Source organism: Streptosporangium sandarakinum (assembly GCF_013409935.1).
GTDB classification, from domain to species: domain Bacteria; phylum Actinomycetota; class Actinomycetes; order Streptosporangiales; family Streptosporangiaceae; genus Streptosporangium; species Streptosporangium nondiastaticum.
Genome location: NZ_JACCCO010000001.1, coordinates 2352750 through 2378664 on the forward strand (window position 1 = coordinate 2352750; position 25915 = coordinate 2378664).

The window sequence follows — 25915 nt, forward strand, 5'->3', positions numbered from 1 at the left end:
TAGGAGCGCCCGCCGCACGGAACCACCGGTATGCACGAATCAGCATGGTTCCGCTCCTCCCTCCGTCCCCGGTCATCCCTGTCCCTCGTCCTTCCACGTCTCCGGCTCTTCCCGGCCGCCACCGCGCTCCCCGCCCGGCGGCGCCGTACCGCTTCCGACCGGTCATGCCGACGGCGCCGAACGCACCCGCCACGAGGGCAGCAGTTCGTCGATGAGCGCCTCGGTCTCCGGCGCCATCCCGCCCCCGCCGGGCCGGTCGGAGCGCCGGTGCAGGCCGTCCGCCACGGCCCGCAGCCTGGCGGCGTCGCCGGTGAGGTGGGTGGCCCTCAGCAGGTCCCGCCAGAGCCCCTCGTCGTCGGGGGCGAGCAGCAGCCCGGCCCGCGCCGCGCCGACGGCCCGGTCGGCCTCGCCGCGGGCCAGCCGTACCTCGCAGAGCCGGTGGGCGGCGTCGGCGACGGCGGCGGTCACGTCGTACTCCAGGTCGTCGGCGGCCAGCCAGGCGTACCGGCCGCGCGGGCGGTCGGCGAGCAACGGGCCGCGCACCAGGCCCAGGGCCTTCTCCAGCAGTACGGCGCGCATGGTCGGGTCGGCCTGCGCCCGGCGCGCGAACGCGCGGAACAGCGACCAATCGGTCCGCACCTCCGGGCCCAGCCGGAGCCGGCCCGCGTCGTCGGTGTGGAGGTTGGGCCGGCCGGAACGGTCGGTGCCCAGCCAGTCCACGACCCGGGCGATGGTGGCGTCCCGGACCGCGGACTGCACGCCGCGCGGCCACAGGATGCCGCCCAGCACGACCGGGTGGACGCCGCCCGGGTGGGTCGCGAGGTAGACGACGAGCTCCACGGCCAGGGCGGCGCGGCCCTCCTCCATCGGCGGCGGGCCGAGCACCTCGGCCGGGCCGAGGATCCGCACCTCGACCGAGGGCGCCCCCGCGGCCGGCTGCTGCTCCGGCTCGTCGGGCAGCGGCTCGCCGTCGAGCCGTTCGGCCGTGCGGAACAGCTCCACCAGGGAGCGGTAGTGGCGGCGGGGCAGGAGCTGGGCGGTGACGTCGAAGCCGAGCGCGTCGACGAGCGCCCGGCCGTCCTCGGTGATCTCCCAGTTCCAGGTGGCGTGCGGCGCCTCGCCCGCCACGACATACCCGGCGGCCGTCCGGACGCCCTTCCTGGCCAGCAGCGCCAGGCGGCGGCCCTCCTCGGCGGTGGGGGCGACCGCGGACAGCACGTAGTGCGGCGGCCAGATCGGGTCGGCGGCGCGGCCGTGGATCCGGCCGGTGAGCACGTCGTCGCCGTGGCCGCGCTCGTTCGCGGTGGCCTCCAGCTCGGGCAGGACGTCCGCGAGAGTGCCCGCGCACCGGATCCGGTCGGGGGCGATCACGGCCAGTTCCTCCCCGAAGCCGACCAGCGTGACGCGCATCCGGTCGGACCAGCGGTTGGTGGCCAGCTCCACGGCGAGCGCGGCGAGCGCCGAAGTGGTCCGTTCCCCCTTCAGGCTGATCAGGCCGTGGGCCGCCTCCAGGTCCACGAGCACCCGGCCCTCGCCGTTGGAGCCGAGCGAGACCAGCCCCGGGTACGGCGCGGGCGCGTCGGCGAGGGACCGTTCGTCGATCATCCGGCCCTCCTGGGCGGGCAGCCGCCAGACCTGGCCCCCGTCGCAGGAGACCCAGGGGGCGGGGGCGTCCTCCTGCGGCGGGTGGATCCACAGGTCGAGGGTCTGCGCGGACAGGTACGCGGCGTAGACGGTCGGCGGGACGCGCCGCTGCTCGGCGAGCGACCTGCCGAGGAGCCGCAGCCCGAGGTCGAGCATCCGGCTGCCCGGCGCGTCGGCCCCGATCCGGAGCGCGACCTCGGCCTCGGCGGCGTCGTCGCGCGGCCGGACGACCCGGCGGCCGAGCGCCCGCTCCCAGAGCTGCCGCCTGCGCCTGCCGCCGAGTGCGGCCAGCACCCCGGCCGCCAGCAGGGAGGCCCCGGCGAGGTAGTCGAGCAGCGGCGCCCCGGTCTCGGGCTCGGCGGCCCAGTCAGGGGGGACCGGCCGCTCCGTGGCGCTCCCGCGGCCGGGGTCGCCCGGCGCGTGCTCCCGCCCGGTGGCGTGCTCACCGGTCCGAGCGGGGTCGGTGCGCTCGCCGGTCCGGGACGGCTCCGCGGTGCCGCGTTCACCGGTCCGGGACGGCTCCGCGGTGCCGCGGCCGGTCTCGGCGGGGGCGGGCCGTTCCGCACGGCCGGAGTCGCCGGGCCGCGTGGTGACGGTCCCCTCGCCGGTCCGGCGGTCGCCGGAGCCGTCGCCGGGCAGGACCGAGGTGTCCTGGGGAGGGGAGACCTCCGCGTGCCTCCCGGTCCGCGTCTCCTCCCCCGCCGGGAGGTCCCGGGTGCCGGGCGTGACGTGCTGGGTGCGCCCGTCGAGCTCGGCGGGCTTGTACGGATGATCCTTGAGGGTCTCGTCGCGCGGCTGGTCCACCGGGACGACGTGCACGTTCCTGGCGTCGTCCGGCATGTCGAGCACCCAGCCGGGCCTGATCAGGTCGGCCATGTGCAGGCGGCTGCCGTCGGGCTGCTCCTTGTGCTGGTTGAGCCGGTAGACCTCCGGGTAACGGCGGCCGTCGCCCAGGCACTTCTCCGCGATCTCCCACAGGCTCTCGTGGTGGCGGCCGTGCGGCGGCTGCACCACGTACACCTTCTTGACCTTCGCGACCGGCGCCAGCGGCGCCCGCTGCTCCCCGGAGACCGGGGCCGGCAGGGCCGACAGCGCGTCCGCGGCGGCCGCGGCGACCGGGGGACGGGGCGGCGGGCCGCTGGGCCGGGCGATCGGCACCACCACCGCCGACACGGTGAACAGCAGCAGCGCCGCCGAGACCAGCCGGTTGGCCAGCGCCTGGGTGCCGCCGGAGAACGGGACCTGGGCCGGCATGCCGACCCGGCGTATCCCGGCGTAGACCTCGACGATCACGCAGGCGGTCAGCTGCAGCCAGGCGAGCCAGACCAGCAGCACCAGGATCGCGATGATCGTGCTGGTGCCGACCTGGCTGGTCAGCACGTCCAGGTCGAGCAGTTCGGGAGGGACGGGCGGCCCGGCCAGCCGCAGCAGGGCGTAGGGGACCCCGCCGACGAGCGCGACCAGCAGGACCAGCGCGCCGAGTCCGGCGAGCACGTCGCCCGGCGTGCGTCTGGGCCTGATGCGCACGGGCTGTCGCGGTGGCATGCCTCTCCCTCTCAGTTCCCCTCCTCGTCCAGGTTCGCCCCGTCCAGGGGGCCGGGCGGGCGGTACGCCCCGATCGGTATGGCTCGCCGGTCGCGGCGGGCCGGGGCGGTGCCCGGGTGGGGCGGGGCGGGCCATCAGGCGTCGTCCCCGGTGTCCGGGCCCGCGGTGGCCTCTGCCTTCATGTCGGAGCCCGGAAAACCGAGCGCGGCGAGGAAGACCGCCTTCCAGGCGACGGTGACCCCCACGGTGACCTCCGCCTGCCCGGCGCCGACGGAGCACCCGGCGATCCGGACGTCGCCGGTGGCGTGGGCGGAGACGATCTCCTCGGCCTCGGCGCAGACCTCGCCCTCGTCCATGAGCCGGACCTGGCCGGTGGCGCGCAGCGTCTCCTCGTCGATCCGGTCGGCCGCGGCCCGGGCCGCCTGCTCGGCGATGTCGGCGGCCCGCAGCCGGGCGTTGATGGCGGCCCCGCCGTCCACCAGGAGTCCGGCGAGCAGGAAGACCGCCACGGAGAAGACCACCGTGAAGACCGACATCGACCCCCGCTCGCCCGCCCGCCGGACCGGTCCGGGACGCGCTGGACGCCCGGGAGACCACGGATGACCGGGAGGCTCGGCGTGCCCGGGGCACGGCGCCCGCCACCGCATGGCGTTCACCCGCCGTCCTCCTCCACCCTCCGGAACTCCTCCAGCGGGACCACCGAGTCGCCCTTGATCTCCTTGGCCGCGCCGAAGCCGAGGAAGCTCAGGTCGAGGGAGCAGGTGACCGCGGCCCGGACCCGGCCGCCCATCTCCCATCGGCTGCCCTCCAGGCTGACCTGCGGCTCGCACTGCCCCGACAGGGAGTCCTGCGCCGCCTGTTCCGCGGCGGACTCGGCGTCGGCGAACGAGCGCTCGACCGAGGCGGCCCTCGCCGCGTCCCTGGCCGCCCCGTTGACCTCACCCTGGGCCTCGACCAGCCGTCCGGCGCCGACGAGCAGCAGCAGGAACAGCAGGAAGACCGGGGCCAGCAGGACCGTCTCGGCGGTCAGCGAGCCGCGCTCGCCGCACCGGCCGCATCGGCCGTACCGGGCTACGGGTGTCCTGCCGCGCCGGCCGTGACGCGGGCCGCCGGCCCGGGGCGGCGGCCGTCCGCCGAGACTCGCGAAGGCGCTCACGGGCATCCCTCGCTCCCGTCGTCGGGCCGGAAGCACTCGACGGGGCCTCCGAACCGCGCGGTGATGGTGAGCGTCCTTTCCGGAAGCAGCGGGACCACCTGGACCGCGGTGGCGGTGATCTCGACGCCGCGCCGGCCGTTCTCGTCCCACGCCGTCACGGCGGCGCCCTCCAGGAGTTTCGGGCCGACCGCCCGGAGCACCTGTTCGGCCCGGGAGGTGGCGTCCGACTCCCAGGAGTCGGTGTCGATCCGGGCGAGGCGGGCCCCCTCCCTGGCGGCGGCGTCGGCGACCTGCCGCCCGTGGAACCACAGGGCGAACTGCACGACGAGCAGGATGATCGCCAGCACCACCGGCATGATCATCGCCAGCTCGACGGCGGCGGCCCCTCGCTCTCGGCGACGCTCAGCCGTCACCGAAGCCACCGCCGGCCCCTTCCCCGCCGCCCCCACCGCCGCCGCCTCCACCCCCGCCGAACTGGTTGGAGATCTCGGCCTGCTTGCCCTCGACGAGGGTCTTGATGAGGGTGGCCAGGCCGAGCGCGACCCCGGCGATGATCGCCGTGATGATGACCCACTCGACGGCCGAGGCGCCCCGGGTGGGGGCGTTGCGGGCCCGCTCGATCCTCGTGCTCAGGAACGCGGCCGTATAGACGATCCACGGATGGTTGCTCAGCATGGTCAGGACCCCAACATCTTCATAGCGGCCGGGTAACTCAGGAAGATCACGAAGCCCGCGCAGAGCAGGAGCTGGGCGACGAGCATCGACTGCGAGCGCTCGCCGGCCTGCCCCTCCACCTCGGCGAGCTCGCGGCGCCGCAGGGTCGCGGCGCGGGCGGTCAGGGACGTGCGGACCTTGGCGCCGTCGTCGGCGACCAGCCCGAGCGCGGCGGACAGGTCGCGCAGCTCGTCGACGTTGATCTCGTCGCCGAGCTGCCCGAGCGCCTGCCAGGGGGTGATGCCGACGATCCGGGCGTTGCCCAGGGCCTCGCGGATGCGGGCCATCGCCCAGTTGGCGCCGTCGTCGTCGGCGTTCGGGCTGCCCACCGAGACCGCCATCATCAGCGCCTCGGGCACGCCGCGCCCGCCCGCGAGGTTCATCGCGACCAGATCCAGAAAGGCCCCGACGACGTGCCGGAAGTCACGGCGCATCCGGGCGGCGTCCCTCTTGATCTGAAGATCGGGCAGCACGAAGAAGACCCCGGCGACCGCGAGCGCGGCCCACAGCGGCACGGTCAGCGAGATGCCCCACCCCATCAGCACCAGCCAGCCCACCAGCAGCGGGAACGCCAGCAGCCCGGAGGCGGCCAGCAACGCCTTGGTGGCCAGGAACCCCTCGAACGACCTGCCGAGCAGCGCGAGGTCGGCCCGGGCCGAACGGGCCTCCCAGCCGCGCGCCGCGTAGAAGCGCGCCAGCCGCTCCCCCAGGGAGCGCCGGAAGGCGCTGACCTCCTCGTCGGGCAGGACGAGCCGGGCGCGCGGCGCGTCGGTGCCCTCCCGGGCGGCGTCCAGCGCCAGCAGCCGCGTCACCAGGCCGGGCCGGGCCGGGAACAGCGCCCGGACCAGCAGGAACAGGCCGAGCCCCAGCACGCCGCCGGCGAGCACGCCCTCGGTCATTCGTGCACCTCCCCCGTGGACGGCAGGCCCAGCAGCCGGGCCGGCTTGTCGAAGCGGGCCAGGCGGCGCATCCAGGCGAACCCGGCTCCGAAGAACCCGGCGACCACCACGAGCACGGCCTGGCCGAGGGTGCTGTCGTACTCCTCGACGTAGGAGGGGTTGAACACCACCAGGGCGACGGCGAAGGCGACGGCCGTGCCGACCACGATCTGCACGCTGCGCCGGGTGGAGCGGCGCTCGGCCTCGACCCGGCGGCGCATGTCGAGCTCCTCGCGGGCCGACACGGCCAGCGCGCCCAGCACGTCGCGCAGGCCCGGCCCGCGCAGCTTGGAGTTGAGGATCAGCGCGGCCACCACCAGGTCGGCCGAGGGGTCGTCGAGCTCGTCGGCGAACAGCCGCAGCGCGTCGGGCAGCGGCATGCGGGTGTGCAGGCGGTCCACCAGGGAGCGCAGATGCGGGCGGAGGGTGGGGGCCGCGGCCCGGATGGAGGAGGGGATGGCCTGCTCCAGTCCGGCGGCCCCGGCGATGGTGTCGCGCAGGGACTCGGTCCAGGCCGCCAGCCCCTCCAGCCGCCGCATCGCGGTGCGCTCCTCGGCCGCGCCGCCGTACAGGCCGCGCCAGCCCAGGGCGAGCAGGACGGCGCCCACCGCCATGACCGGCCAGCCGGTCACCACGAGTACGACCACCCCGGCGATCGCGCCGACCGCCGAGCGGGTGGACAGGGCGCGCAGGACCTCCTTGCGGCGGGGGCCGCGACCGGGGACGGCCGGGCGGGGGCGCACGCCGTACAGGGCGAGGCCCAGCAGGAACAGGCCCGCGCCGACGGCCGCGCCGGCGAGCATCACCAGCGGGTCGAGCAGCCCGGGCGGGACGGCGATCATGACCAGCCTCCCGGGTCGTAGCCGTGCCGGGCCAGCTCCTCGGCGCACGACAGGGGGGCGTGCGGCACGACCCGGCCGTCGGGCGCCTGGGCGAACACCTCCGACGACAGCACCCGGCCGTCCACGCCTGCCACCTCGCGCACGCTGGAGACGAACCGGCGCAGCCGGCCGCCCGCGGCGTACTCGTTGCGCTTCTCGATGAAGACGACGAAGTCGATCGCGCCCGCGATGAGCATGTGGGTGGCCTCGATCGGCAGCCGTTCGGTCGCCTGCAGGGCGTAGGTGGCGATGCGGTTGAAGACCTCCATCGAGGAGTTGGCGTGGATGGTGGACAGCGAGCCGTCGTTGCCCTGGGTCATCGCGTTGAGCATGGTGACGATCTCGTCGCCGAGGACCTCGCCGACGATCACCCGCGAGGGGTTCATGCGCAGGGAGCGGCGGACCAGCTCGGCCATGCTGATCTCGCCCTGGCCCTCGGAGTTGGGCAGCCTCTGTTCGAAGGCGACCACGTTGGGGTGCAGTTCGGGGAACTGGTCGAGGCCGAGCTCCAGGGCCCGCTCCACCGTGATCAGGCGCTCGGTGGCCGGGATCTCGTTGGCCAGCGCGCGCAGCAGGGTGGTCTTCCCGGCGTTGGTCGAGCCGGAGATCATGATGTTCTTCCGCGCGGCCACCGCGGCCGCCAGGAAGCGGCCCAGCTCCGGGGTGAGCGTGCCGTTGCCCACCAGGTCGCTGAGGAAGACCTTGCCCAGCCGGGCGCGGCGGATGGACACCGCCGGACGGACCGTGACGTCCATGACCGCCGAGAGGCGGGAGCCGTCCGGCAGGCGCAGGTCGAGCTGGGGGTTGGCGGTGTCGAACGGCCTGCTGGACAGGCCGCTGTAGGCGGCGAGGATCTGGATCAGCTCGACCAGCTCGTCGTCGCTGTCGGCCACCGGCTCGGCCAGGCCCTCCCGGCCGTCGGCGTAACCGACGAAGACGCGGTCGCAGCCGTTGATGTCGATGTTCTCGACCTCGGGGTCGTCCAGCAGCGGCTGCAGGCGGCCGACGCCGAACAGGGCCGCGTGGATGCCGGCGGCGAGCGCCTCCTCCTCCTCGGCCGTGGGCGGGGTACGGCCGACACCGATCTCGCCGCGGGCGAACTCCTCCAGCACCTGGGCGATCAGCGCCCGGGCGAACTGGCGCTCGTCCTCGCCGGTCATCGGCGCCAGGCCGCTGGCCTGGTCGAGGCGTCGCTGGTGGGCCAGGCGGTCGCCGACCTCCTGCCGGAAGCGCTTCACCAGGGTGTGGTCGACGGTCATACGGCCGGCTCCGGGGCTCGGACGGTGGCGACGACTCGGGCGGCGAGCTCGCGCGCCGTACGGATGATCAGAGAGCGGTCCAGCCGGCCGCCCCACTGGCCGCGCAGCAGCTCGGCGCCCTTGGGGTCGTGCGCGAGGCCGCTGACGAAGGCGACCCGGCGGCCGGTGGCGGTGACGATCCGGCGGACCTCCTCGATGGCCGTGCGGTACTGACGGGGGTCGGCGATCACCACGACCGCGATCTGCGGGTCACGGGGCATGACATGCAGGCGCTCGCGCAGGTGGGCGACGTGGTCGAGGCTCGCCCGGGTGAACAGCAGCACCAGCTCCGCCTCGGCGACCAGCTCGGCCGTCTGCGGGTGCCCGCCGAGGCGGCCGCAGTCGGCCAGCACGTCGGCGCCCGGCACCGCGGCCAGCGCCCGGCCGAGCGGCCCCCACAGCCAGGTGAGCCCGGCGGCCTGCTCACCGTGGGTCAGCCCGGCCAGCACGTCGAGGCCACCGATGATCTTCTGGGTGTGCTCGTGGATCTGCTCGGGCCGCAGGCCGCGGCGGGCCGTGGCGCCCAGGGTCAGCAGTCCCCGGGCGGGGTTGAGGACCCCGCCGTCGGCGGCCGGGAGGCGGTAGGCGAGGTCTCCCCCGGCCGGGTCGCACTCGGCGAGCAGCACCGGGTGCGGCCAGACGGCGCCGAGCGCGGTGGCCGCCGTGGTCACGCCCGGGGCGCCCTTGTCGGCGGCCAGCACGATGAGCGCCACCTCAGCGCGCTCCGGGCAGCTCGGCCAGCGCGATCTCGCCGCTGGAGGCGTAGGCGGCGACCGTCGGGGAGATGGAACTGTCCACGATCACCGTGACCAGGCCGGACGACCTGCCCTGGGTCTGGCCGGACCCGCCGACCTGGTGGACCAGGGCGTTGGGGGCCAGCACCCGGCTGGTGGCGTTGCCGCCGCCGCCCCGGCTCGGGACGTATATCACCTGGACCCGGTCGCCCCGCTCCAGCGTCCCGGGCATCTGGCCGGGCTTGAGGGAGAGGCCGACCTGGGCCTTGCCGGGGCCCAGCTCCCTGCTGGCGGAGACGACCATGTCGCGGGTCAGGAGGGTGCCGGGCAGAAGGGTGACACGGGCGAAGTTGCGGGCGACGAGGGCGCGGTCGGCCCAGGCGACGTAGCCGACGCCGGTGTCGGCGATCTGCGCCTCGCGCATCACGGCCTCGGTGAAGGGCTGACCCGCGCCGACCTGCTGGGAGATCACGATCGCGGAGACCCGGTCCCCGCTGCGCATGACCAGGAGGGTCGTGGCGAGCGCGCCGCCCAGGATGAGCAGTACGGCGAGGGCCGCGAGGGCGGGTTTGCGCTCGCGCGGGGGCACGGGGAGCTTGCGCGACGCCGGGCCGGAAAGGGAACTCGCCGACCCCGGCCGCTCGGCGTTCAGCGGTACGCGGCTCGCCGGCTTTTCACTGGTCCTCATGGGCAGGGGGACTCCCAGAGTGATTAACGCGTTGGGACTACTGGTCGAATTTACGCCATTATGCGCACCATGCCGATGAAGCGCCGGACAAAAGCCGGGTCCCATGCTCGTTTGATAGGAACAGGTCTGTCAACGGCGGCTCCGGAGAAGCTATCCCTTTCGCCACATGACAGGGGGCATATCCGGGTGATAAGGACATGAATTAATGCACATATCTACTGTCCCAATATTCCCCTCGGTCCCTGTGGTCCCGGCCGTACCGTTCCACCGCCGGGCGCCGCGCCGCTCCGTCCGGCGACCGATTCGGGCGCCGCGCCGTCTCCCCGGTGTCACCGTGCCGGGCGCGGCGCCGAGCGGGGCGTCACGCCCCCGGCCGCCAGGCGCTCCGCCATCGACCGCCCGGACCGCCCGGGATCGCCCCAGCCCCACGCCAGCTTTGACGGATTTAAAGTGAAAAATCCCTTTTGTCGGATGTAGTGCCCTCGGGAGTGGGGGAAACCGCCGGGTTATCCACAGGAAGGCATGACCCGTCCCCAGTCCGCTCCCGTCCCAAGGAACATCGAATCCCATTAGAGACGCCATGACCGGCCGGTAACACCCGACGGTTGTCCACAGGCGGGCACGTTTTCCACATACCGCCCCGGGACCCGCGGCATTGCCGCAAACACCTCGTCCCGGGCGGTTCCCGCTCTGTACCGTGGACCCGGCCCCTGACCGAGGAGAGCGGCGATGCGCATCATGCTCACCGTGCTCGGCGAGCACGCCGACCGCGACGTCGTGATCGAGGCGGACGAGACCACCACGGTGGGCCGCCTGGCGGAGTCGCTCTCCGGGCAGGGCGGCGAGCGGCCGACCAACGTGGTCCGGCTGACCCGCACAAAGGCACCGTACGGCCTGGGCCGTGACCCGGCCGCCGCCGAGCCGCCGGACCTCTGGCTCGACGGCCGCGCCCTCGACCCCGGAGCCCCCGTCCTCGGCCTGCTCCGCGACGGCGACCTCGTCACCCTCGACCGCGACCTGGCCGGCGCCACGATCGCCGAGGAGCCCGGCGGCATCGTGGAGATCCGCGTCGTCGGCGGCCCGGCCGCCGGGTCGGTGCACCGGCTGGGCCTGGGCGTCCACGTCGTCGGCTCCGACCCCGCCTGCGCGGTGTCCGTCCCCGACCCGGGGCTGCCCGCCGAGGCCGCGGTGATCCGCCTCACCCCCGAGGCGATCACCGTGGAGCCCGCCCCGGGAGGCCGCTCCGAGGCCGGCGCGGGAGACGGGCCGCGTATGGGAGGCGGGCCGCACACGGGACGCGGATCCCGCGCGGGAGGCGGGGCCGGCGCCGCGCCGCGCCTGGACCGCGAGCCCCTCGACGGCCCCGTGCCCTGGCCCGAACACGCCCTGCTGACCTGCGGCACGACCGTGCTGACGCTGACCGCCGTGGAGCCCCCCGACGCCCACCTGGACGCCCAGCCCGACGGCGGCCTCGCCTACAACCGGCCGCCCCGGCTCCGCTCCCCCGGCGGCGAGCGGCGCTTCGAGGTCCCGGCCGAGCCGAAACGGGCCGAGGGCATGCGGCTGCAGCTGCTCGCCGCGTTCCTGCCCCTCCTGCTCGGCGTCGGCATGGCCTGGGCGACCAAGACGTGGTACTACCTGCTGATCGCGCTGATGACCCCGCTCATCATGATCGGCCAGTGGGTGAGCGACCGGCGGCACGGCCGCAAGCAGTACCGCAGGGAGCTCAGGCGCCACCGGGAGCGGATGCGGGAGTTCGAGGCCGCCGTGGAGGCGGCCCGCGCCGCCGACGAGGCCGAGCGCCGCGCCGCCGCGCCCGACCCCGCGGAGGTCCTGCTCACCGCGACCGGTCCCCGGCGGCGGCTGTGGGAGCGCCGCGACCACGACCCCGACGCGCTGCGCCTGCGGGTCGGCCTCGCCGACCTGCCGGCCGGCCTGGAGTTCGTCCCCGAGCGGTCCGCGCCCGCCGACTTCGTCCCGCCCGACCCCCCGGCCTGCCACGCGGTGCCGGTGGCCCTGGCCATGCGGCGGCTGGGCGTCGCCGGCCTGACCGGCCCGCGGCCCCGGGCCGCCGGGCTGGCGCGCTGGCTGGTGGGCCAGGCCGCCGTCCTGCACAGCCCGCGTGACCTGGCGATCGTGGTGCTGTCGGCGCACGGCGACGGCGAGGAGCGGTGGAACTGGGTGCGCTGGCTGCCCCACTGCGCCCCGCACGGCGGCGAGGACTGCGTCGCGCTGGTCGGCGCCGACCCCGAGGCCGCGGCCCGGCGGGTGAGCGAGCTGGTCACGCTGATCGAGGAACGGCTCGGCGAGGAGGACAACCCGGCCGCCCGGATCGGCCGCGCCCCGGCGGGCTGGGCCGACCTCGGCGGCGGGACCGGGGCCGGGCGGGACGAGCCGGTCCCGGTCTACGACGAGCGCCCCTACGACGTGCTGGTCGTCCTGGACGGCGCGCAGGTCCTGCGCGCCCTGCCCGGCATGCCGCAGGTGCTGCGCCAGGGCCCGCGGGCCGGCGTGTACACCCTGGCGATCGACGACGACCAGCGGCTGCTGCCCGAGGAGTGCGCCACCGTCGCCGACGTGGCCGCCGACGGCACCGTACGGCTGCGCGGCGGCGGACTGGACGGCATCGGCGGGATCCTCGCCGACCAGGTCACGGCCACCTGGTGCGACCGGCTGGCCCGGGCCCTGGCGCCGCTGCGCGACGTCAGCCGCGACGACTCCGCCACGGCCCTGCCCGGCTCCGCGCGGTTGCTCGACGTGTTGCGGCTGCCGTCGGTGTCGGGCGAGGCCCTGGCCGGGCGCTGGGGCCGCTCCACCGAGGCGCTGATCGGCGTCGGCCCCGACGGGCCGTTCTCGGTCGACCTGCGCGTCGACGGCCCGCACGCCCTCATCGCCGGCACCACCGGCGCGGGCAAGTCGGAGCTGCTGCAGACGCTCATCTGCTCCCTCGCGGTGGCCAACCGGCCCGACGAGATGACGTTCGTGCTGATCGACTACAAGGGCGGCGCCGCCTTCAAGGAGTGCGTACGGCTCCCGCACACCGTCGGCATGGTCAGCGACCTCGACGGCCACCTGACCCAGCGGGCCCTGGCCTCCCTCGCCGCGGAGATCCGGCGGCGCGAGCGGCTGCTGCTGTCCGCCGGCGCCAAGGACATCGAGGACTACCACGAGCTGCGCGACGCCCAGACGGCCCGCGCCTCCCGCGACCTGCTCGTCGCCGGGGGCGGCGCCCCGCTCACCCCGCCCACGCCGCTGCGCGGCCGGGGCGCGCAGCTGCCCCCACTGCCCAGGCTGGTGCTGGTCATCGACGAGTTCGCGGCCATGGTCACCGAGCTGCCCGACTTCATGACCGGGCTGGTGGACATCGCCAGGCGGGGCCGCTCGCTCGGCATCCACCTCGTCCTGGCCACCCAGCGGCCCGGCGGCGTGGTGACCGCCGACATCCAGGCCAACACCTCGCTGCGGATCGCGCTGCGGGTGACCGAGGCCGCCGAGTCCTCCGACGTCATCGACCGGCCGGACGCCGCGCACATCCCCAAGTCGGCTCCCGGCCGGTGCTACGTCAAGTCGGGCGCGGGCGCGGCCGTCGCCGTGCAGACCGCGCGGATCGGCGGGCGCGGCCCCGGCGCGGCGAGCGAGGTCAGGGCCCGGGTCACCGAGGTCGGCTGGCGGGCCCTGGGGCACCCGCCGGCCGCCCCGGACGCGGCGGCCGAGGGGGCGGCCGTCACCGACCTGTCCGTGCTCGCCGACGCCCTGGCCGACGCCGCCCGCGTCGCCGGCGTCCCCCGGCAGCCGAGCCCCTGGCTGGACCCGCTCCCCGACCTGGTGGTCGCCCCGGGCCTCCCGGAGCCTGAGGGGGCGGCGCCGTACCGGCCGGGGAAGGAGGAGGTGCCGCCGCTGGCCTTCGGCGTGACGGACCTGCCGTGGGCGCAGGACCGGCGGGCGCTGACGCTGGACCTCGCCCGCGGGGGGCACCTGCTGCTGGCCGGCTCCCCCCGGAGCGGGCGCTCCACCGCGCTGCGCACCCTGGCCGGGGCGATCGCGGCGGGCGCGTCCCCGGAGGACGTGCACCTGCACGTGATCGACTGCGGTTCGGGGGCGCTGCTGCCGTTGATGACGATGCCGCACTGCGGCGCGGTGGTGACCCGCGACCAGCTCGACCGGGTCGAACGGCTGCTGACCCGGCTGCGCGCCGAGGTCGGGCGGCGCCAGCAGCTCCTCGCCGAGGCCGGTCACGCCTCGCTGGCCGAGCTGCGCGCCGGCTCCACCGGCTCCCCCGGTTCCACGGTCTCCTCCGGGCTTCCCGTTCCTCCCGGCGAGCGGCCGCCCTGGCTGGTGCTGATGCTCGACCGGTGGGAGGGGTTCGTCGCCGCGTTCGAGAACTACGACTACGGCCGGCTGGTCGAGGCCATGATGCAGCTGCTGCGCGAGGGTCCGGCGGTCGGGTTGCGCGCCGTGGTGACCGGCGACCGGTCGGCGCTGATCGGCCAGATCTCCACGGTGTTCGACGACCGGCTGATCCTGCGGCTGGCCGACCCGGCCGACTACGGCCTGGCCGGGCTGCCGGTCAAGGACCTGCCCGCCGCGCTCGCCCCCGGCCGCGCGGTGTCGGCCGGCGAGCACGGCGTCGTCGAGCACCAGATCGGGCTGCTGTGCGACGACCCGTCCGGCCCGGCCCAGGTCGCCGAGCTCCAGGCGCTGTCACGCGCGATCCCCGCCCGCTTCGGCGGCGACCTGGCGGCGTCCCCGGCGGGTGCCGGCGCGGCCACCGCCGCGGCCGGGCCCGCCGGATGGGTCTGGGACGGCGAGCCGCCGCTGCGGGTGGACGCGCTGCCGACCCGGATCACCGCGGCGCAGGCCATGGCGCTGGCGCCGTCGCACGAGCCGCCCTCACCGCTGTGGGCCCTGCTCGGCGCCGGCGGCGACTCGCTGACCCCCATGGGCTTCGACCTGCTGGCCCACGGCCCCGGCGCGGTCGTCGCGGGCCCGCCCCGGTCCGGCCGGTCCTCGGCGCTGGTGACCGCCGCCCGCTCACTGCTGGAGCGCGGCACGCCGGTGATCGCGGTCGCCCCGCGGCGCAGCCCGCTGCGCGACCTGGCGGACGTCCCCGGCGTGGTGGCCGTCCTCGGCGCGGACGGCGACCTGGAGGGGGCCGTCGCCGGACGGGAGCGCTACGTGGTCGTCGTCGACGACGCCGAGCTCGTCTCCCCCGACTCGCCGCTGGGCATGACCCTGGAGCAGGTGCTGCGCACCGGCCGCGACGGCGAGCACGGGCTGATCCTCGGCGGGGCCACCGGAGACCTGACCACCGCCTACCGGGGCTTCGTCGCCGAGGCCCGCAAGTCCCGGACCGGCCTGCTTCTGGCGGTGCAGAGCCCCGCCGACGGCGACCTGTTCACGATCCGGCTGCCGCGCGGCGCGGTCGGCGGCCCGCCCGGCCGGGGCCTGCTGGTCACACTCGGCTCGACGACCCCGATCCAGACCGCCCTGCCCGGCTGAGCCCGTCGTCAGACAAAGAGCTCGATCTCGCAGTGGGCGATGTTCCCCCGGGCGAGACGAGCGTCACTGGTGATCAGCGGGCAGGAGAGCGCCTCCGCGAGCGCGATGTACAGGGCGTCGTAGGCACTGTGGTTGCCGCGCAGCTGCCAGCCTCGGCGAAGATACACCTGGGCGGGGACCCGTTCCAGAGGCATGATCTCAAGAAGCCCGATCGCGACCTCGGCGCGGTCGACCGCGAGCTTGCCCGACAGGGTGAGCCCTCGCAGGACCGAGAGGATCTCCGCATCAAGGTGGGTGGGAGCCGCGAGAGCTTCTCCGACCAGCCGTTTCCGCACTGTGTCTGCGGCCGGCCCCTTCTCGGCGAGAACCTTGATCAGTGCACTGGCGTCGACCACGATCACCGCCTGGATCTCCCTCTGTCCAGTTCCTCGATGACGTCCTCGGCGGAGAAGGTGTCGACCGCATTGGCAGCGGCACGGTCCAGGATCTCTTCCAGGCTGGGGCGGCCCGCGTCGGACACGAGCTTGCTCAGCAGGTACTCCTGCAAAGACTGCCGGGCACGCATGGCCCGTTCCTTGTAGGTGAGGTAGACCTCGTCCGGAACGTTACGAATCTGGATGGTTGCCATAGCGCTATTTTAGCGCTGATGCGCTGGAGTAGCGCTATGGCGACCAGGCCGACGGGTCAGCGGGTGGCCGACTCGATGTTGCCGCGGTAGGTGTTGATGACCCGGGACGCCTCGGCGAGCTCCTCGGACATCCGCTGGAAGGCCGCGCGGTAGTTCTGCCAGGCCTCGCTGAACCGCTGGGCGCCGGGACCGGTCCAGGCGGTGCCGACCTTGCCGGCCTCCCGGTCCAACGCGGCCATCGTGGCCCTCACCTGGTCCGCCTGCTGGGTGAACTGGGTGGCCATCTGCTGCATTTCCGCGGGATTTCCGCCGAGCAAGTTCTGGCTCATGCCCGTCTCCTTCGGGATCGGTGTCGGGGATCACCAAACGAAATCACGATAAGCGACCGGACCACAATGATTTCCCGAATATGCGCAGCGGCTATGGATCTTCCTTCCGCCCGAAAGCCCACCCGAAAGGCCGCCGCGGTTCTCATCCGGTTTCTCATACCGGTCCGCGTGTCGCGGGGACGGCCGCCGGACGGCGGGACGACCGGCGGCCGGCGAAACGGTCACCGGACCGAGCAACCCGGACGAGACCCGGCGATCAGATGACGCTTACACTCCGTTGAAGGCCCGCCAGGCCGATGCTCCATCGGAAGACCCGCCAGGCCGTACGAACGCACGAAGGGAATACGTCGGTGCACAAGGTCCTGATCGCCAACCGTGGTGAGATCGCGGTGCGGATCGCCCGCGCGTGCAGGGACGCCGGACTGGCCAGCGTCGCGGTCTACGCCGACCAGGACCTCGACGCGCTGCACGCGCGGGTCGCCGACGAGGCGTACGCGCTGGGCGGCCAGTCCCCGGCCGAGACCTATCTGGACGTGGACAAGCTGCTGCGCGTCGCCCGCGACAGCGGCGCCGACGCCGTCCACCCGGGCTACGGCTTCCTCGCCGAGAACGCCGCCTTCGCCCAGGCCGTCATCGACGCGGGCCTGACCTGGATCGGCCCGCCGCCGTCCGCGATCACCGCCCTCGGCGACAAGGTCCAGGCGCGTCACATCGCCCAGGCGGTCGGGGCGCCGCTGGTGGCCGGCACCCCCGACCCGGTCTCCGGTCCCGAGGAGGTGCTGGCCTTCGCCGCCGAGCACGGCCTGCCCATCGCGATCAAGGCCGCGTACGGCGGCGGCGGGCGCGGCCTGAAGGTGGCCAGGACCGCCGAGGAGATCCCCGACCTGTACGACAGCGCCGTCCGTGAGGCCGTCACCGCGTTCGGCCGGGGCGAGTGCTTCGTCGAGCGCTACCTCGACCGCCCCCGCCACGTGGAGACCCAGTGCCTGGCCGACGCCCACGGCAACGTGGTGGTGGTCTCGACGCGCGACTGCTCACTGCAGCGCCGCCACCAGAAGCTGGTCGAGGAGGCCCCCGCGCCGTTCCTGACCGCCGAGCAGGTCGAGCTGCTGCGGTCGAGCTCCAAGGCGATCCTGCGCGAGGCCGGCTACGTCGGCGCGGGCACCTGCGAGTTCCTCGTGGGGCAGGACGGCACCGTCTCCTTCCTGGAGGTCAACACCCGGCTGCAGGTCGAGCACCCGGTGACCGAGGAGGTCGCCGGCGTCGACCTGGTGCGTGAGATGTTCCGGATCGCCGACGGCGAGCCGCTGGGCTACGACGATCCGCCGCTGCGCGGCCACTCGTTCGAGTTCCGGATCAACGCCGAGGACGCCGGGCGCAACTTCCTGCCCGCGCCGGGCACCATCACCGCGATGCGCGTCCCGTCCGGGCCGGGCGTGCGGCTGGACGCCGGCTACGAGGCCGGGATGACCGTGCCGCAGTCCTTCGACTCCCTGGTCGCCAAGCTGGTCGTGACGGGCGCGACCCGCGAGCATGCGCTGCAGCGCGCCCGCCGGGCGCTGGCGGAGTTCGAGATCGAGGGCATGCCGACCGTGCTGCCCTTCCACCGCGCCGTCGTCGAGGACCCGGCCTTCACCTCCGATCCGTTCTCGGTGCACACCCGCTGGATCGAGACCGAGTTCGCCACGCCCATCGAGCCGTACTCCGGCCCGGTGGCCGACTCCGGCGCGCCCGCCGAGCGGGAGCACATCACCGTCGAGGTCGGCGGCAAGCGCCTGGAGGTCGTGCTGCCGGCCGGGTTCGCCGCGCCGGCCCCGGCCCGGGGCTCCGCCAGGCCGCCCCGCCGGGGGAACCCCGGTGGGGCGGGCAAAAAGGCCGCGGTCGGGGGCGACAGCCTGGTCAGCCCGATGCAGGGCACCATCGTCAAGGTGGTGGCCGCCGACGGCGACACCGTCGCGGCCGGCGACACCGTCGTGGTGCTGGAGGCGATGAAGATGGAGCAGCCGCTGACCGCGCACAAGTCGGGCACCGTCACCGGCCTGTCGGCCACGCCCGGCCAGACCGTCACCGCGGGCGCCGTGATCTGCGACATCAAGGACGCCTGACCGGAGTCCGCCGGCGGCGCGGAGGATGCCGCGCCGCCCCATCAAGGACGCCTGACCGGCGTCCGCCGGCGGCGCGGAGGATGCCGCGCCGCCCCGGGCGCCCCGCGGGACGTCTGGAAGGGATACGGTCGGGAAGTGGGGAACTCTGACGTCCGCTTGTTCGTCCTGAAGGGCGAAGGAGGCTTTCTTGCCGTGACCACGACAAAAACCGCACCGGGCCGACTCGGCGCCGCGCTCGTCGCGATGCTCGCCGGGCTGCTGGCCGTCTTTATGATCGCCCCGGCCGCCCACGCCGCGGCGCCCGACCCGGGCACGATCGCCTCGGGTCTGAAGGACGGCGACCACTTCTACGTGGACCCCGCCTCCGGCATCCCCGCGAACGCCGCCGACAAGATCCGCGGCGCCGTCGAGCAGACCTCCTCGGTCTACGTCGGGCTGCTGCCGGAGGGGGCCGTCACCAGTTCCTCGCAGGCCAGGACCCTGCTGACCTCCATCCGCAAGGACATCGGCGGCAAGTCCACCATCCTGCTGATGAGCGGCAAGACCCCGTTCGGCGTCTCCAACATCCGGGGCGTCGACGTCGACGAGCTGCTGGGCCGGGCCAAGACCGGCTCCAGCCCCACCGACAACGTGGTCAACTTCGTCAAGCTGGCCGATGACGCGGCCACCGGCGCCGGGCTCGGCTCGGGTTCCGGCTCCAGCTCCTCCTCCGGCTCCGGAGGCGGCGGGGGTGGCGTCCTGGTCGGCATCCTGGTGCTGGCCCTGGCCGGCGGTCTCGGCATCTTCTTCTACTCCCGTAAGAAGAAGAAGCAGCGCGAGGCCCGCGAGGCGGCGGAGCTGGCCGCGGTCAAGCAGACCGTGGACGAGGACGTCACCAAGTTCGGTGAGGAGATCACCGACCTCGACACCGACGTCAAGCTGCTCGGCGACGGCGCCCAGCACCAGCAGGACTGGCAGCGCGCCCTCGACTCCTACGAGCGGGCCAAGGTGGAGCTGGACGCGGTCAAGCGCCCCGACGAGCTGCGCAACGTGACCTCCACGCTGGAGGAGGGCCGCTACGCCCTCGCCTGCGTCAAGGCCCGCGTCAACCACCAGCCGCTGCCCGAGCGGCGTTCCCCGTGCTTCTTCAACCCGCAGCACGGCCCGTCCGCCCGCGACGTGCGCTGGGCCCCGCCCGGCGGCGCGGTGCGCGACGTCCCGGCCTGCGCGGCCGACGCCGAGGCCGTCGAGCGCGGCTTCGAGCCGCAGACGCGCCAGGTCATGGTCAACGGCGGCTACCGCCCGTACTACGAGGCCGGCCCCGCCTACCAGCCCTACGCCTACGGCTACTACGGCGGCTTCGGCGACATCATGACCGGCATGCTCGTCGGCACCATGCTCGGCGGCATGATGGGCGGCGGCTGGGGCATGGGCGGCTACGGCATGGGCTACGAGCAGGGCGTCGCCGACGCGGGCGGCGGTGCCGACTTCGGCGGCGGCGGAGACTTCGGCGGCGGCGGCTGGGGTGACTTCGGCGGCGGCGGAGACTTCGGCGGCGGCGACTTCGGCGGCGGCGACTGGTGACCCTCCGGTGACCGGTTGACGGCCGCCTCCTGAGACGGCGAAGACGGGCGCGTTCCCCGCGAGGGGACGCGCCCGTCCGCATGTCCGGACCTCACCCGCCCGCCTCCGCCCGGCACACGTCCGCGCCGCCGGGTTCGTCGGACGGCCGGGCGCCTCATCCGTCGGACGGCCCGGCGCGTCCGCGCCGCCGGACGGTCAGGTGCTCCCGCGCACCGTCAGCCGGGGGGCGAGCAGGGTGGCGTCCGGTACGGCGGCGCCCTCCAGCTTGGCCATGAGCAGCCGTACCGCCTCGCGGCCCACCTCCTCGGCCGGGACCAGCACCGACGTGAGCGCCGGACCGGCCCGCTCGGCGATGTCGTCGGGGCAGATCGCCACCACCGCGACGTCCTCGGGGACCCGCCTGCCGTACTGGCGCAGCGCCCCGAGGACGTGGCCGACCGCCGCCTCGTTGTGCACGACCAGGGCCGACAGTCCCGGCCGCGTCTCCAGCAGCCGCCGCACCGTCTCCGCGGCCTCCCCGAAGCCCTCCTCGCACGGCAGCGCCGTACCGGTCATGCCGTGCCCGGCGACGGCCTCGGTGAACCCCTCCCTGGTACGGCGGGCGAACCCGGTGCCGCGCTCGTAGACCACTGAGGGGGCGCCGAGCAGCGCCACCTCCCGGTGCCCCCGCTCGGCCAGGTGCTCCACGCAGAGCGCGCCGGCCCGGTGGAAGTCGAGATCCACGCAGGTCAGCCCGGCCGCGTCGGCCGGGAAGCCGATCAGCACGCTCGGCTCGGCGAGCTCGCGCAGCAGTGGCACCCTGCTGTCGTGCAGTTCCACGTCCATCAGCACCAGGCCGTCGGCCAGCGCGCTCGCCGCCGCCCTGCGCAGCCCCTCGGCCCCCTCGTCCGCGGTCAGCAGCAGCACGTCGTGGTCGTAGCCCCGGGCCGCGGTGACCACCGAGGTGGCGAACTGCATCAGCACCGGGACGTGCATCCCGGCCCGCAGCGGCAGCACCAGGGCGATGACGTTCGCCCGCCTGCTGGCCAGCGCCCTGGCCCCGGCGTTGGGGTGGTACCCGAGCGCCCGCACGCTGTCGAGGACCCGCCGCCGGGTGTCGGCGGAGATCGACCGCTTCCCGCTGAGGACGTAGGAGACCGTGCTCACCGCCACCCCGGCGTGCCGGGCGACCTCGGCGATCGTCACCGTCCGCCCGCTCATGCGCCTCCTCGCCGACCGGCCGCGGGAACGCGCCCGCCGGCCGGAAGGACGCCGCCCCGTCCGGCGGCCCGGGGGACGCGCCCGCGGGCGCGCCGCGCCGTCCGCTCGCCGCACTCGCTCACGCGTGCTCTCCGAAGGTGAAGCCGGCCAGGGTGATCCCAGCATTCTCGAACACCATATAGAGGTCACGAACCCCGCGGACATCGGCGAGCCCGGTGCGGACCTCGGTGAAGTCTTGACATCCTCTCCGCCCTAAAGGACGGAGATTCCCGCCTGCCGCGTGGGCTTCGGGTGGGTCACTGCTTCGCCGCGCTGCGCCGGAACGGGTCCCGGTCTTACCTGCGCTCCACAGTCGTTTAGCCTCTCCGCCCGTCCGGCGGCGAGAATGTTGATCGCAGCGTTGATGCCCCGGTCGTGGGTCGTGCCGCACGGGCAGGTCCAGGACCAGACGTTCAACGGCATCGATCCGGCGATGGTGCCGCATGCTGAGCACAGCTTCGAGGAGGGGGACCATCGGTCGATCTTCCCGAGGTACCTGCCGTATCGTGCGGCCTTGTACTCCAGCATGCCGACGAACTGTGACCAGCCCGCATCGTGCACGCTCTTGGCCAGCTTCGTACGTACCATGCCGGACACCGCAAGGTTCTCCACGTAGACCGCTTGGTTGTCGCGGATCAACGAGGTGGAGAGCTTGTGCGCCCAGTCTCGGCGTGTATCGGTCACCTTGGCGTGCGCCCGCGCGACCTTGAGTTCGGCCTTGGCCCGGTTCGCGGAGCCCTTCTCCTTGCGGCTCAGCGCTTTCTGCGCCTTGCGGAGCTTCTTCGCCGCACGCCGAAGGATGCGCGGATTCGCCACCTTCCGGCCGTCCGAAGTGATCGCGAAATGGGTGAGACCCAGACCGATACCGATCTCGGAATCGGTCTCGGGCAGCGGCTGGTGCGAGGTCTCGACGACGAACGATGCGAAGCATCGGCCCGCTGCGTCCTTGACCACCGTCACTGACGATGGATCGGACGGCAGTGATCGGGACCAGCGCACCGTCACGTCCCCGATCTTCGGCAGGCGCAGTTTCCCGCCCGCCGTGACCGCGAACCGGGCGTTCTTGGTGAACCGGATCGCCTACCGGTTGTCCTTTTGGACCGGAACCGGGGCGGGGCGACCGGGCGCCCTTTCCGTTTCCCGGTGACCGAGGCGAAGAAGGTGCGATACGCGGTGTTCAGGTCGGCGAGCGCCTGCTGAAGAACCACCGAGGACACCTCGCCGAGCCATGCCCGGTCCGGCGTCAGCTTCGCTTGGGTGATAACCCGCTTCGCCAGGTCCCCGTCGGAGATGTACGGCAAGCCCTGCTCACGGGCGTCCCGCCGTGCGCGCAGCCCGTCGTTGAACACGTCCGCGCGCACCCGAACGCCCGCGCCAGTGCTTGGCGCTGATCCGGCGTCGGGTAGAGGCGGAAGTTGTACCGGAGCTGCACACCATGATCCTGCCATTGGTCTATGGCCGAATATGGAGACATCAGAACCGGCAGGCACTGTGTTTTCGTCCTGCACGCTCACTTGGTTTTCGTGACCAAGTTCCGGCACCGGGTGTTCACCGGAGCCCACCTGGAACGCATGGAAGAGATCATGCGGGGCGTGTGCGGCGACTTCGAGACCGGGCTGCGCGAGTTCAACGGCGAGAGCAACCACGTCCACCTGCCGGTGAACTTCCCGCCCAAGATCGCCCTGTCCAAGCTGGTCAACTCCCTGAAGGGCGTGTCCTCCCGCAGGATGCGCCAAGAGTTCCCCGAACTGGCCCGCCACTACTACCGGGCGAACAAGTTGTGGTCGGGTTCCTACTTCGCCGGGTCGGTGGGCGGCGCACCGCTCAGCGTCCTGCGCCAGTACATCGAGCAGCAAAACCTGCCGAGTTAGGCCAGGCCGTGCAGGGCCTCGGTGCCGGTGCGGAAGCCCTCCACGCCCAGCCGGGGGACCGGCGCCTGGTACTGGTGCGGCAGGCCGACCTTCTCCTCCGGTGTCAGGCGGTCCCGCAGGTCGGCGACGCGCGCGGCGAGCGGGAGTCCGGGGTCGCGGAAGGGTTCGTTCATGGGGGGACCGTCCTCTGGGGGATATCGAAGCGCTTCGAAAGCCGGGCCGGGTGGAGGCGCTCAAGTCCGTCGAAGCGCTTCGATGATTGATCCGGGAACGCTCCGCTCATCACATGCGCGTTTCGAACGGAGCTTCCCCGAGGGTGCACGCCGGTGCGACCCAGGTCAAGAGATCCGCGGCAAACGCCCCGAATCCACCAGGTCGAGCACCCGGGCGGCGCCGCCGAGCGCGGCGGCGCCGTACCCGAGGGCCGAGGCCACGACGCGGCAGCCGCCGGCGTCCGGCGCGATCACCCGCCCGCGCGCCTCGGCCTCGATCTCGGGCAGCAGCCAGGGGGCGAGGGGCACGTAGTAGCCGCCGAGGACGACCACCTCGGGGTTGAGGAGGTTGGCGATCATCGAGACGCCCCGGCCGAGGTCGCGGCCGACGCCGGCCAGGACGGCGAGGGTGTGCGCGTCGCCGGTCCGGGCCAGCCGGACCGTCTCCTCCAGCGCGACCTCCACCTCCGCCGGCGAGAGCGCCGCGTGCTCCAGCACCGCGCCGATCCCGGCCACCGCCTCCAGGCAGCCCCGCCGGCCGCAACGGCACTCGGCGCCGAGCGGGTCGAGCTGGATGTGGCCGATCTCGCCGCCGTAGCCCCGCCCGCCGCGCCGCAGCCGCCCGTCGAGGATGACCCCGGCGCCCACCCCGATCCCGCCGGTGAGGTACACCAGGTCAGCGGTCCCCGCCCACGGTCCGAAGCGGTGCTCGGCCAGCGCCGCGAGGTTGGCGTCGTTGTCCACCTGAACCGGGAACCCGGGGTCGCGGAGCGCCTTGGCGAGGTCGCCGCACAGGTCGGCGTCGCGCCAGCCGAGGTTCGGCGCGACGCGGACGACCCCGTCGGTGCCGACCAGGCCGGGCACGGCCACGGTGAGGCCGAGGACCTGCCGCTCCTCCCGGGCCATCCGGGTCGTCACGCGGCGGACGAGCCCGGCGACGACCGCCATCGCCTGCGGCACCGTGACGTCCGGCCCCTGGAAGGAGCGCCGCCAGGACAGCAGCCGCTCCCCCGACAGGTCCACCGCCACGGCGGTGACGTAGTCGACGTTGATCTCGACGCCGATCGCCGCGTACGGCGAGCCGTCGAGCACCAGCATGGTCGCCGGGCGGCCGACGCGGTTCTCGGTCAGCCCGGTCTCCCGGACCAGCCTGCGGTCGATCAGGTCGGCGACCAGGCTGGAGACCGTCGCCTTGTTCAGGCCCGTGGAGGCGGCGATGTCCGCCCGCGAGCAGGGGGCGTGCTCACGCACGAACCGCAGGACGACGGCGAGGTTGGTGGCCCGAACGTCGGCGAAGTCGGCCGGCTGCGGGTCGCTCGTAGATGTGATCAAGGTCAGTCCCGTTCCGGCTCGGCCAGGCTGGCCCCATCATGCACCATCGTTCACCGATCCGTGGCCGCCCCCCCGCGGACGCCGGGTCGGCGCTCCCTTGTGGCGGGGGTCAGCCTCGACTGATTTGTTTGGCCATCAGGCGAACTAACTCTATCGCGACCCCTCTTCCGCGGACACTCCCCTGATCCCCGAGCCGACGAAGGGAAAGCGCATGAAGATCCTGCGGGACAACGGCCGTGCTTAGGAACGCGTCGAGGACCGGACCGGCGGGTGACCTGACCTCACCCGCCGGCACCGGCGCCTCCAAGCATGTCGGTAAAAGGGCCTTCTCGACAAGCCCGGGTGCCCGTGTCCCTTTTCGGGGCCGGCTGCGTCACGACTGTCAGCTGCTGCTGATGACGCTGCCCGCGATCGGGCTGCTGATCGTCTTCCACTACGTCCCACTGCTCGGCAACGTCATCGCCTTCCAGGACTACTCGCCCTACGTCGGCATCGCCGACAGCCCGTGGGTCGGGATGTCCAACTTCCAGTGGCTGCTGCTCGACGACGGCTTCTGGGACGCGACGCTCAACACCCTGTCGATCACCGCGTTCCAGCTCGTCTTCTACTTCCCGGTGCCGATCGCGCTGGCCATCCTCCTCGACAGCGTGGTACGGCCCCGCCTGCGCGTGTTCATCCAGGGCATCGTCTACATGCCGCACTTCTTCTCGTGGGTGCTGGTCGTCACGCTGTTCCAGCAGATGTTCGGCGGCGCCGGGCTGCTCTCGCAGATCCTGCGGGACCACGGCCACAGCGGCTTCGACATCATGACCGACCCGGACACCTTCATCCTGCTGGTGACCGCCGAGACGGTCTGGAAGGACGCCGGCTGGGGGGCGATCGTCTTCCTGGCGGCGCTGGCCGCCATCGACCAGAATCTCTACGAGGCCGCGGCGGTGGACGGCGCCTCGCGCTGGCGCCGGATGTGGCACGTCACGCTGCCCGGCCTGCGCCCGGTGATCGTCCTGCTGCTGATCCTGCGGCTGGGCGAGGCGCTGAACGTCGGCTTCGAGCAGTTCTTCCTGCAGCGCGACGCGGTCGGCCGGGACGCCGCCGAGGTGCTGGACACCTTCGTCTACTGGCGCACGCCGCTGACCGGCGAGTGGAGCTACGGCGCGGCGGCGGGGCTGGTCAAGGGCGTGGCCGGGCTGATCCTGATCGTCATCGCCAACAAGGTCGCCCACCGGTTCGGAGAGCAGGGGATCTACAAACGATCATGACGACCTCACCCCCCCGGGCCGAACGGCCCGGCCGCGCCGGCGGGCTCGCCAAGGGATTCGTGCTCACGCTCGTCGTGGCGGCCGTCCTCTTCCCGATCTACATGGTCGTGCTGACCAGCCTGTCCACCCAGGAGGCCGTGTCGAGGGCCGGCGGGCTGGTCACGGCGCCCGGCGAGCTGTCCCTCGCCGCCTACCGGCAACTGTTCGCAGGTGGCGTGGTCACCCGGGCGGTCCTGGTCAGCCTCGGCGTGACCGCGGCCGGCACGGCGATCAGCCTGGG

At 73.8% G+C, this 25915-nt stretch carries 23 protein-coding genes; 5 read left to right on the plus strand and 18 right to left on the minus strand.

The window, feature by feature from the left end; all coding sequences use genetic code 11:
• Positions 1-162 precede the first annotated feature (162 nt).
• From HDA43_RS10325 to HDA43_RS10370, 10 genes are all read right to left on the minus strand, one after another.
• Entirely contained in the window at positions 163-3189 is a 3027-nt protein-coding gene (locus HDA43_RS10325) for a BTAD domain-containing putative transcriptional regulator (protein ID WP_179819501.1), read from the minus strand.
• A gap of 134 nt (positions 3190-3323) precedes the next feature.
• Positions 3324-3725: a pilus assembly protein TadG-related protein gene (locus tag HDA43_RS10330; RefSeq protein WP_179819502.1), complete on the minus strand. Its 402-nt coding sequence runs from the start codon at positions 3723-3725 to the stop codon at positions 3324-3326.
• Positions 3726-3841: 116 nt separating this feature from the next.
• The gene (locus HDA43_RS10335; protein ID WP_312873162.1) at positions 3842-4345 is read right to left on the minus strand and encodes a TadE/TadG family type IV pilus assembly protein; all 504 of its coding nucleotides are present in this window, start codon (positions 4343-4345) and stop codon (positions 3842-3844) included.
• The gene (locus tag HDA43_RS10340; RefSeq protein ID WP_312873163.1) at positions 4342-4758 is read right to left on the minus strand and encodes a TadE family protein; all 417 of its coding nucleotides are present in this window, start codon (positions 4756-4758) and stop codon (positions 4342-4344) included. The genes HDA43_RS10335 and HDA43_RS10340 overlap by 4 nt, the downstream gene beginning before the upstream one ends.
• Positions 4748-5020, minus strand: a complete 273-nt coding sequence (locus tag HDA43_RS10345; protein WP_179819504.1) for a hypothetical protein — start codon at positions 5018-5020, stop codon at positions 4748-4750. The genes HDA43_RS10340 and HDA43_RS10345 overlap by 11 nt, the downstream gene beginning before the upstream one ends.
• Positions 5021-5022: 2 nt before the next feature.
• Complete coding sequence (locus HDA43_RS10350; RefSeq protein WP_179819505.1) at positions 5023-5958, minus strand: type II secretion system F family protein; 936 nt, start codon at positions 5956-5958, stop codon at positions 5023-5025.
• On the minus strand, positions 5955-6839 hold the full coding sequence (locus HDA43_RS10355) for a type II secretion system F family protein (protein WP_179819506.1): 885 nt from the start codon (positions 6837-6839) through the stop codon (positions 5955-5957). The genes HDA43_RS10350 and HDA43_RS10355 overlap by 4 nt, the downstream gene beginning before the upstream one ends.
• Positions 6836-8137, minus strand: a complete 1302-nt coding sequence (locus tag HDA43_RS10360; protein ID WP_179819507.1) for a TadA family conjugal transfer-associated ATPase — start codon at positions 8135-8137, stop codon at positions 6836-6838. Before HDA43_RS10360 ends, HDA43_RS10355 begins: the two co-directional genes overlap by 4 nt.
• Positions 8134-8889: a CpaE/TadZ family protein gene (locus HDA43_RS10365; RefSeq protein ID WP_179819508.1), complete on the minus strand. Its 756-nt coding sequence runs from the start codon at positions 8887-8889 to the stop codon at positions 8134-8136. Before HDA43_RS10365 ends, HDA43_RS10360 begins: the two co-directional genes overlap by 4 nt.
• Position 8890: 1 nt before the next feature.
• Positions 8891-9598, minus strand: a complete 708-nt coding sequence (locus HDA43_RS10370; protein WP_179819509.1) for a CpaB family protein — start codon at positions 9596-9598, stop codon at positions 8891-8893.
• Between the two features lie 729 nt (positions 9599-10327).
• Here HDA43_RS10370 and HDA43_RS10375 point away from each other — a divergent pair.
• Entirely contained in the window at positions 10328-15097 is a 4770-nt protein-coding gene (locus HDA43_RS10375) for a type VII secretion EssC family protein (RefSeq protein WP_179819510.1), read from the plus strand.
• Between the two features lie 8 nt (positions 15098-15105).
• On the opposite strand, the gene HDA43_RS10380 is transcribed toward HDA43_RS10375, so the two are convergent.
• From HDA43_RS10380 to HDA43_RS10390, 3 genes are read right to left on the minus strand one after another with little or no spacing between them, the layout of a single operon-like run.
• A complete protein-coding gene (locus HDA43_RS10380; protein ID WP_179819511.1) occupies positions 15106-15498 on the minus strand; it encodes a type II toxin-antitoxin system VapC family toxin in 393 nt (130 codons plus the stop codon).
• Positions 15495-15725, minus strand: coding sequence for a FitA-like ribbon-helix-helix domain-containing protein (locus tag HDA43_RS10385; RefSeq protein WP_179819512.1), 231 nt, complete (start codon positions 15723-15725; stop codon positions 15495-15497). Before HDA43_RS10385 ends, HDA43_RS10380 begins: the two co-directional genes overlap by 4 nt.
• Positions 15726-15781: 56 nt before the next feature.
• Positions 15782-16054, minus strand: a complete 273-nt coding sequence (locus HDA43_RS10390; protein ID WP_179819513.1) for a WXG100 family type VII secretion target — start codon at positions 16052-16054, stop codon at positions 15782-15784.
• A gap of 350 nt (positions 16055-16404) precedes the next feature.
• Here HDA43_RS10390 and HDA43_RS10395 point away from each other — a divergent pair, with 350 nt between their 5' ends.
• Together HDA43_RS10395 and HDA43_RS10400 are read left to right on the plus strand one after the other, a co-directional pair.
• Complete coding sequence (locus HDA43_RS10395; RefSeq protein WP_179819514.1) at positions 16405-18159, plus strand: acetyl/propionyl/methylcrotonyl-CoA carboxylase subunit alpha; 1755 nt, start codon at positions 16405-16407, stop codon at positions 18157-18159.
• A 192-nt stretch (positions 18160-18351) separates the two neighbouring features.
• Positions 18352-19722 (plus strand): hypothetical protein, encoded by a 1371-nt coding sequence (locus HDA43_RS10400; protein WP_179819515.1) that lies wholly within the window; start codon positions 18352-18354, stop codon positions 19720-19722.
• Positions 19723-19917: 195 nt separating this feature from the next.
• Here HDA43_RS10400 and HDA43_RS10405 read toward each other — a convergent pair whose 3' ends face one another.
• The 3 genes from HDA43_RS10405 to HDA43_RS36855 form a co-directional block, all read right to left on the minus strand.
• Complete coding sequence (locus HDA43_RS10405; RefSeq protein ID WP_179819516.1) at positions 19918-20922, minus strand: LacI family DNA-binding transcriptional regulator; 1005 nt, start codon at positions 20920-20922, stop codon at positions 19918-19920.
• 252 nt (positions 20923-21174) lie between these two features.
• Complete coding sequence (locus tag HDA43_RS36850; protein WP_514133232.1) at positions 21175-21966, minus strand: RNA-guided endonuclease InsQ/TnpB family protein; 792 nt, start codon at positions 21964-21966, stop codon at positions 21175-21177.
• Between the two features lie 238 nt (positions 21967-22204).
• The gene (locus tag HDA43_RS36855) at positions 22205-22435 is read right to left on the minus strand and encodes a helix-turn-helix domain-containing protein (RefSeq protein WP_514133233.1); all 231 of its coding nucleotides are present in this window, start codon (positions 22433-22435) and stop codon (positions 22205-22207) included.
• Here HDA43_RS36855 and tnpA point away from each other — a divergent pair.
• Positions 22416-22832 (plus strand): IS200/IS605 family transposase, encoded by a 417-nt coding sequence (gene tnpA, locus HDA43_RS10415; protein ID WP_179819517.1) that lies wholly within the window; start codon positions 22416-22418, stop codon positions 22830-22832. The genes HDA43_RS36855 and tnpA overlap by 20 nt on opposite strands.
• On the opposite strand, the gene HDA43_RS10420 is transcribed toward tnpA, so the two are convergent.
• Both HDA43_RS10420 and HDA43_RS10425 read right to left on the minus strand, forming a co-directional pair.
• Entirely contained in the window at positions 22829-23005 is a 177-nt protein-coding gene (locus tag HDA43_RS10420; protein ID WP_179817691.1) for a hypothetical protein, read from the minus strand. The genes tnpA and HDA43_RS10420 overlap by 4 nt on opposite strands.
• 165 nt (positions 23006-23170) lie before the next feature.
• Positions 23171-24376, minus strand: coding sequence for an ROK family transcriptional regulator (locus tag HDA43_RS10425; RefSeq protein ID WP_179819518.1), 1206 nt, complete (start codon positions 24374-24376; stop codon positions 23171-23173).
• A 275-nt stretch (positions 24377-24651) separates the two neighbouring features.
• On the opposite strand from HDA43_RS10425, the gene HDA43_RS10430 reads away from it, so the two are divergent.
• A complete protein-coding gene (locus HDA43_RS10430) occupies positions 24652-25635 on the plus strand; it encodes an ABC transporter permease (protein WP_246424285.1) in 984 nt (327 codons plus the stop codon).
• Positions 25636-25915 lie beyond the last annotated feature (280 nt).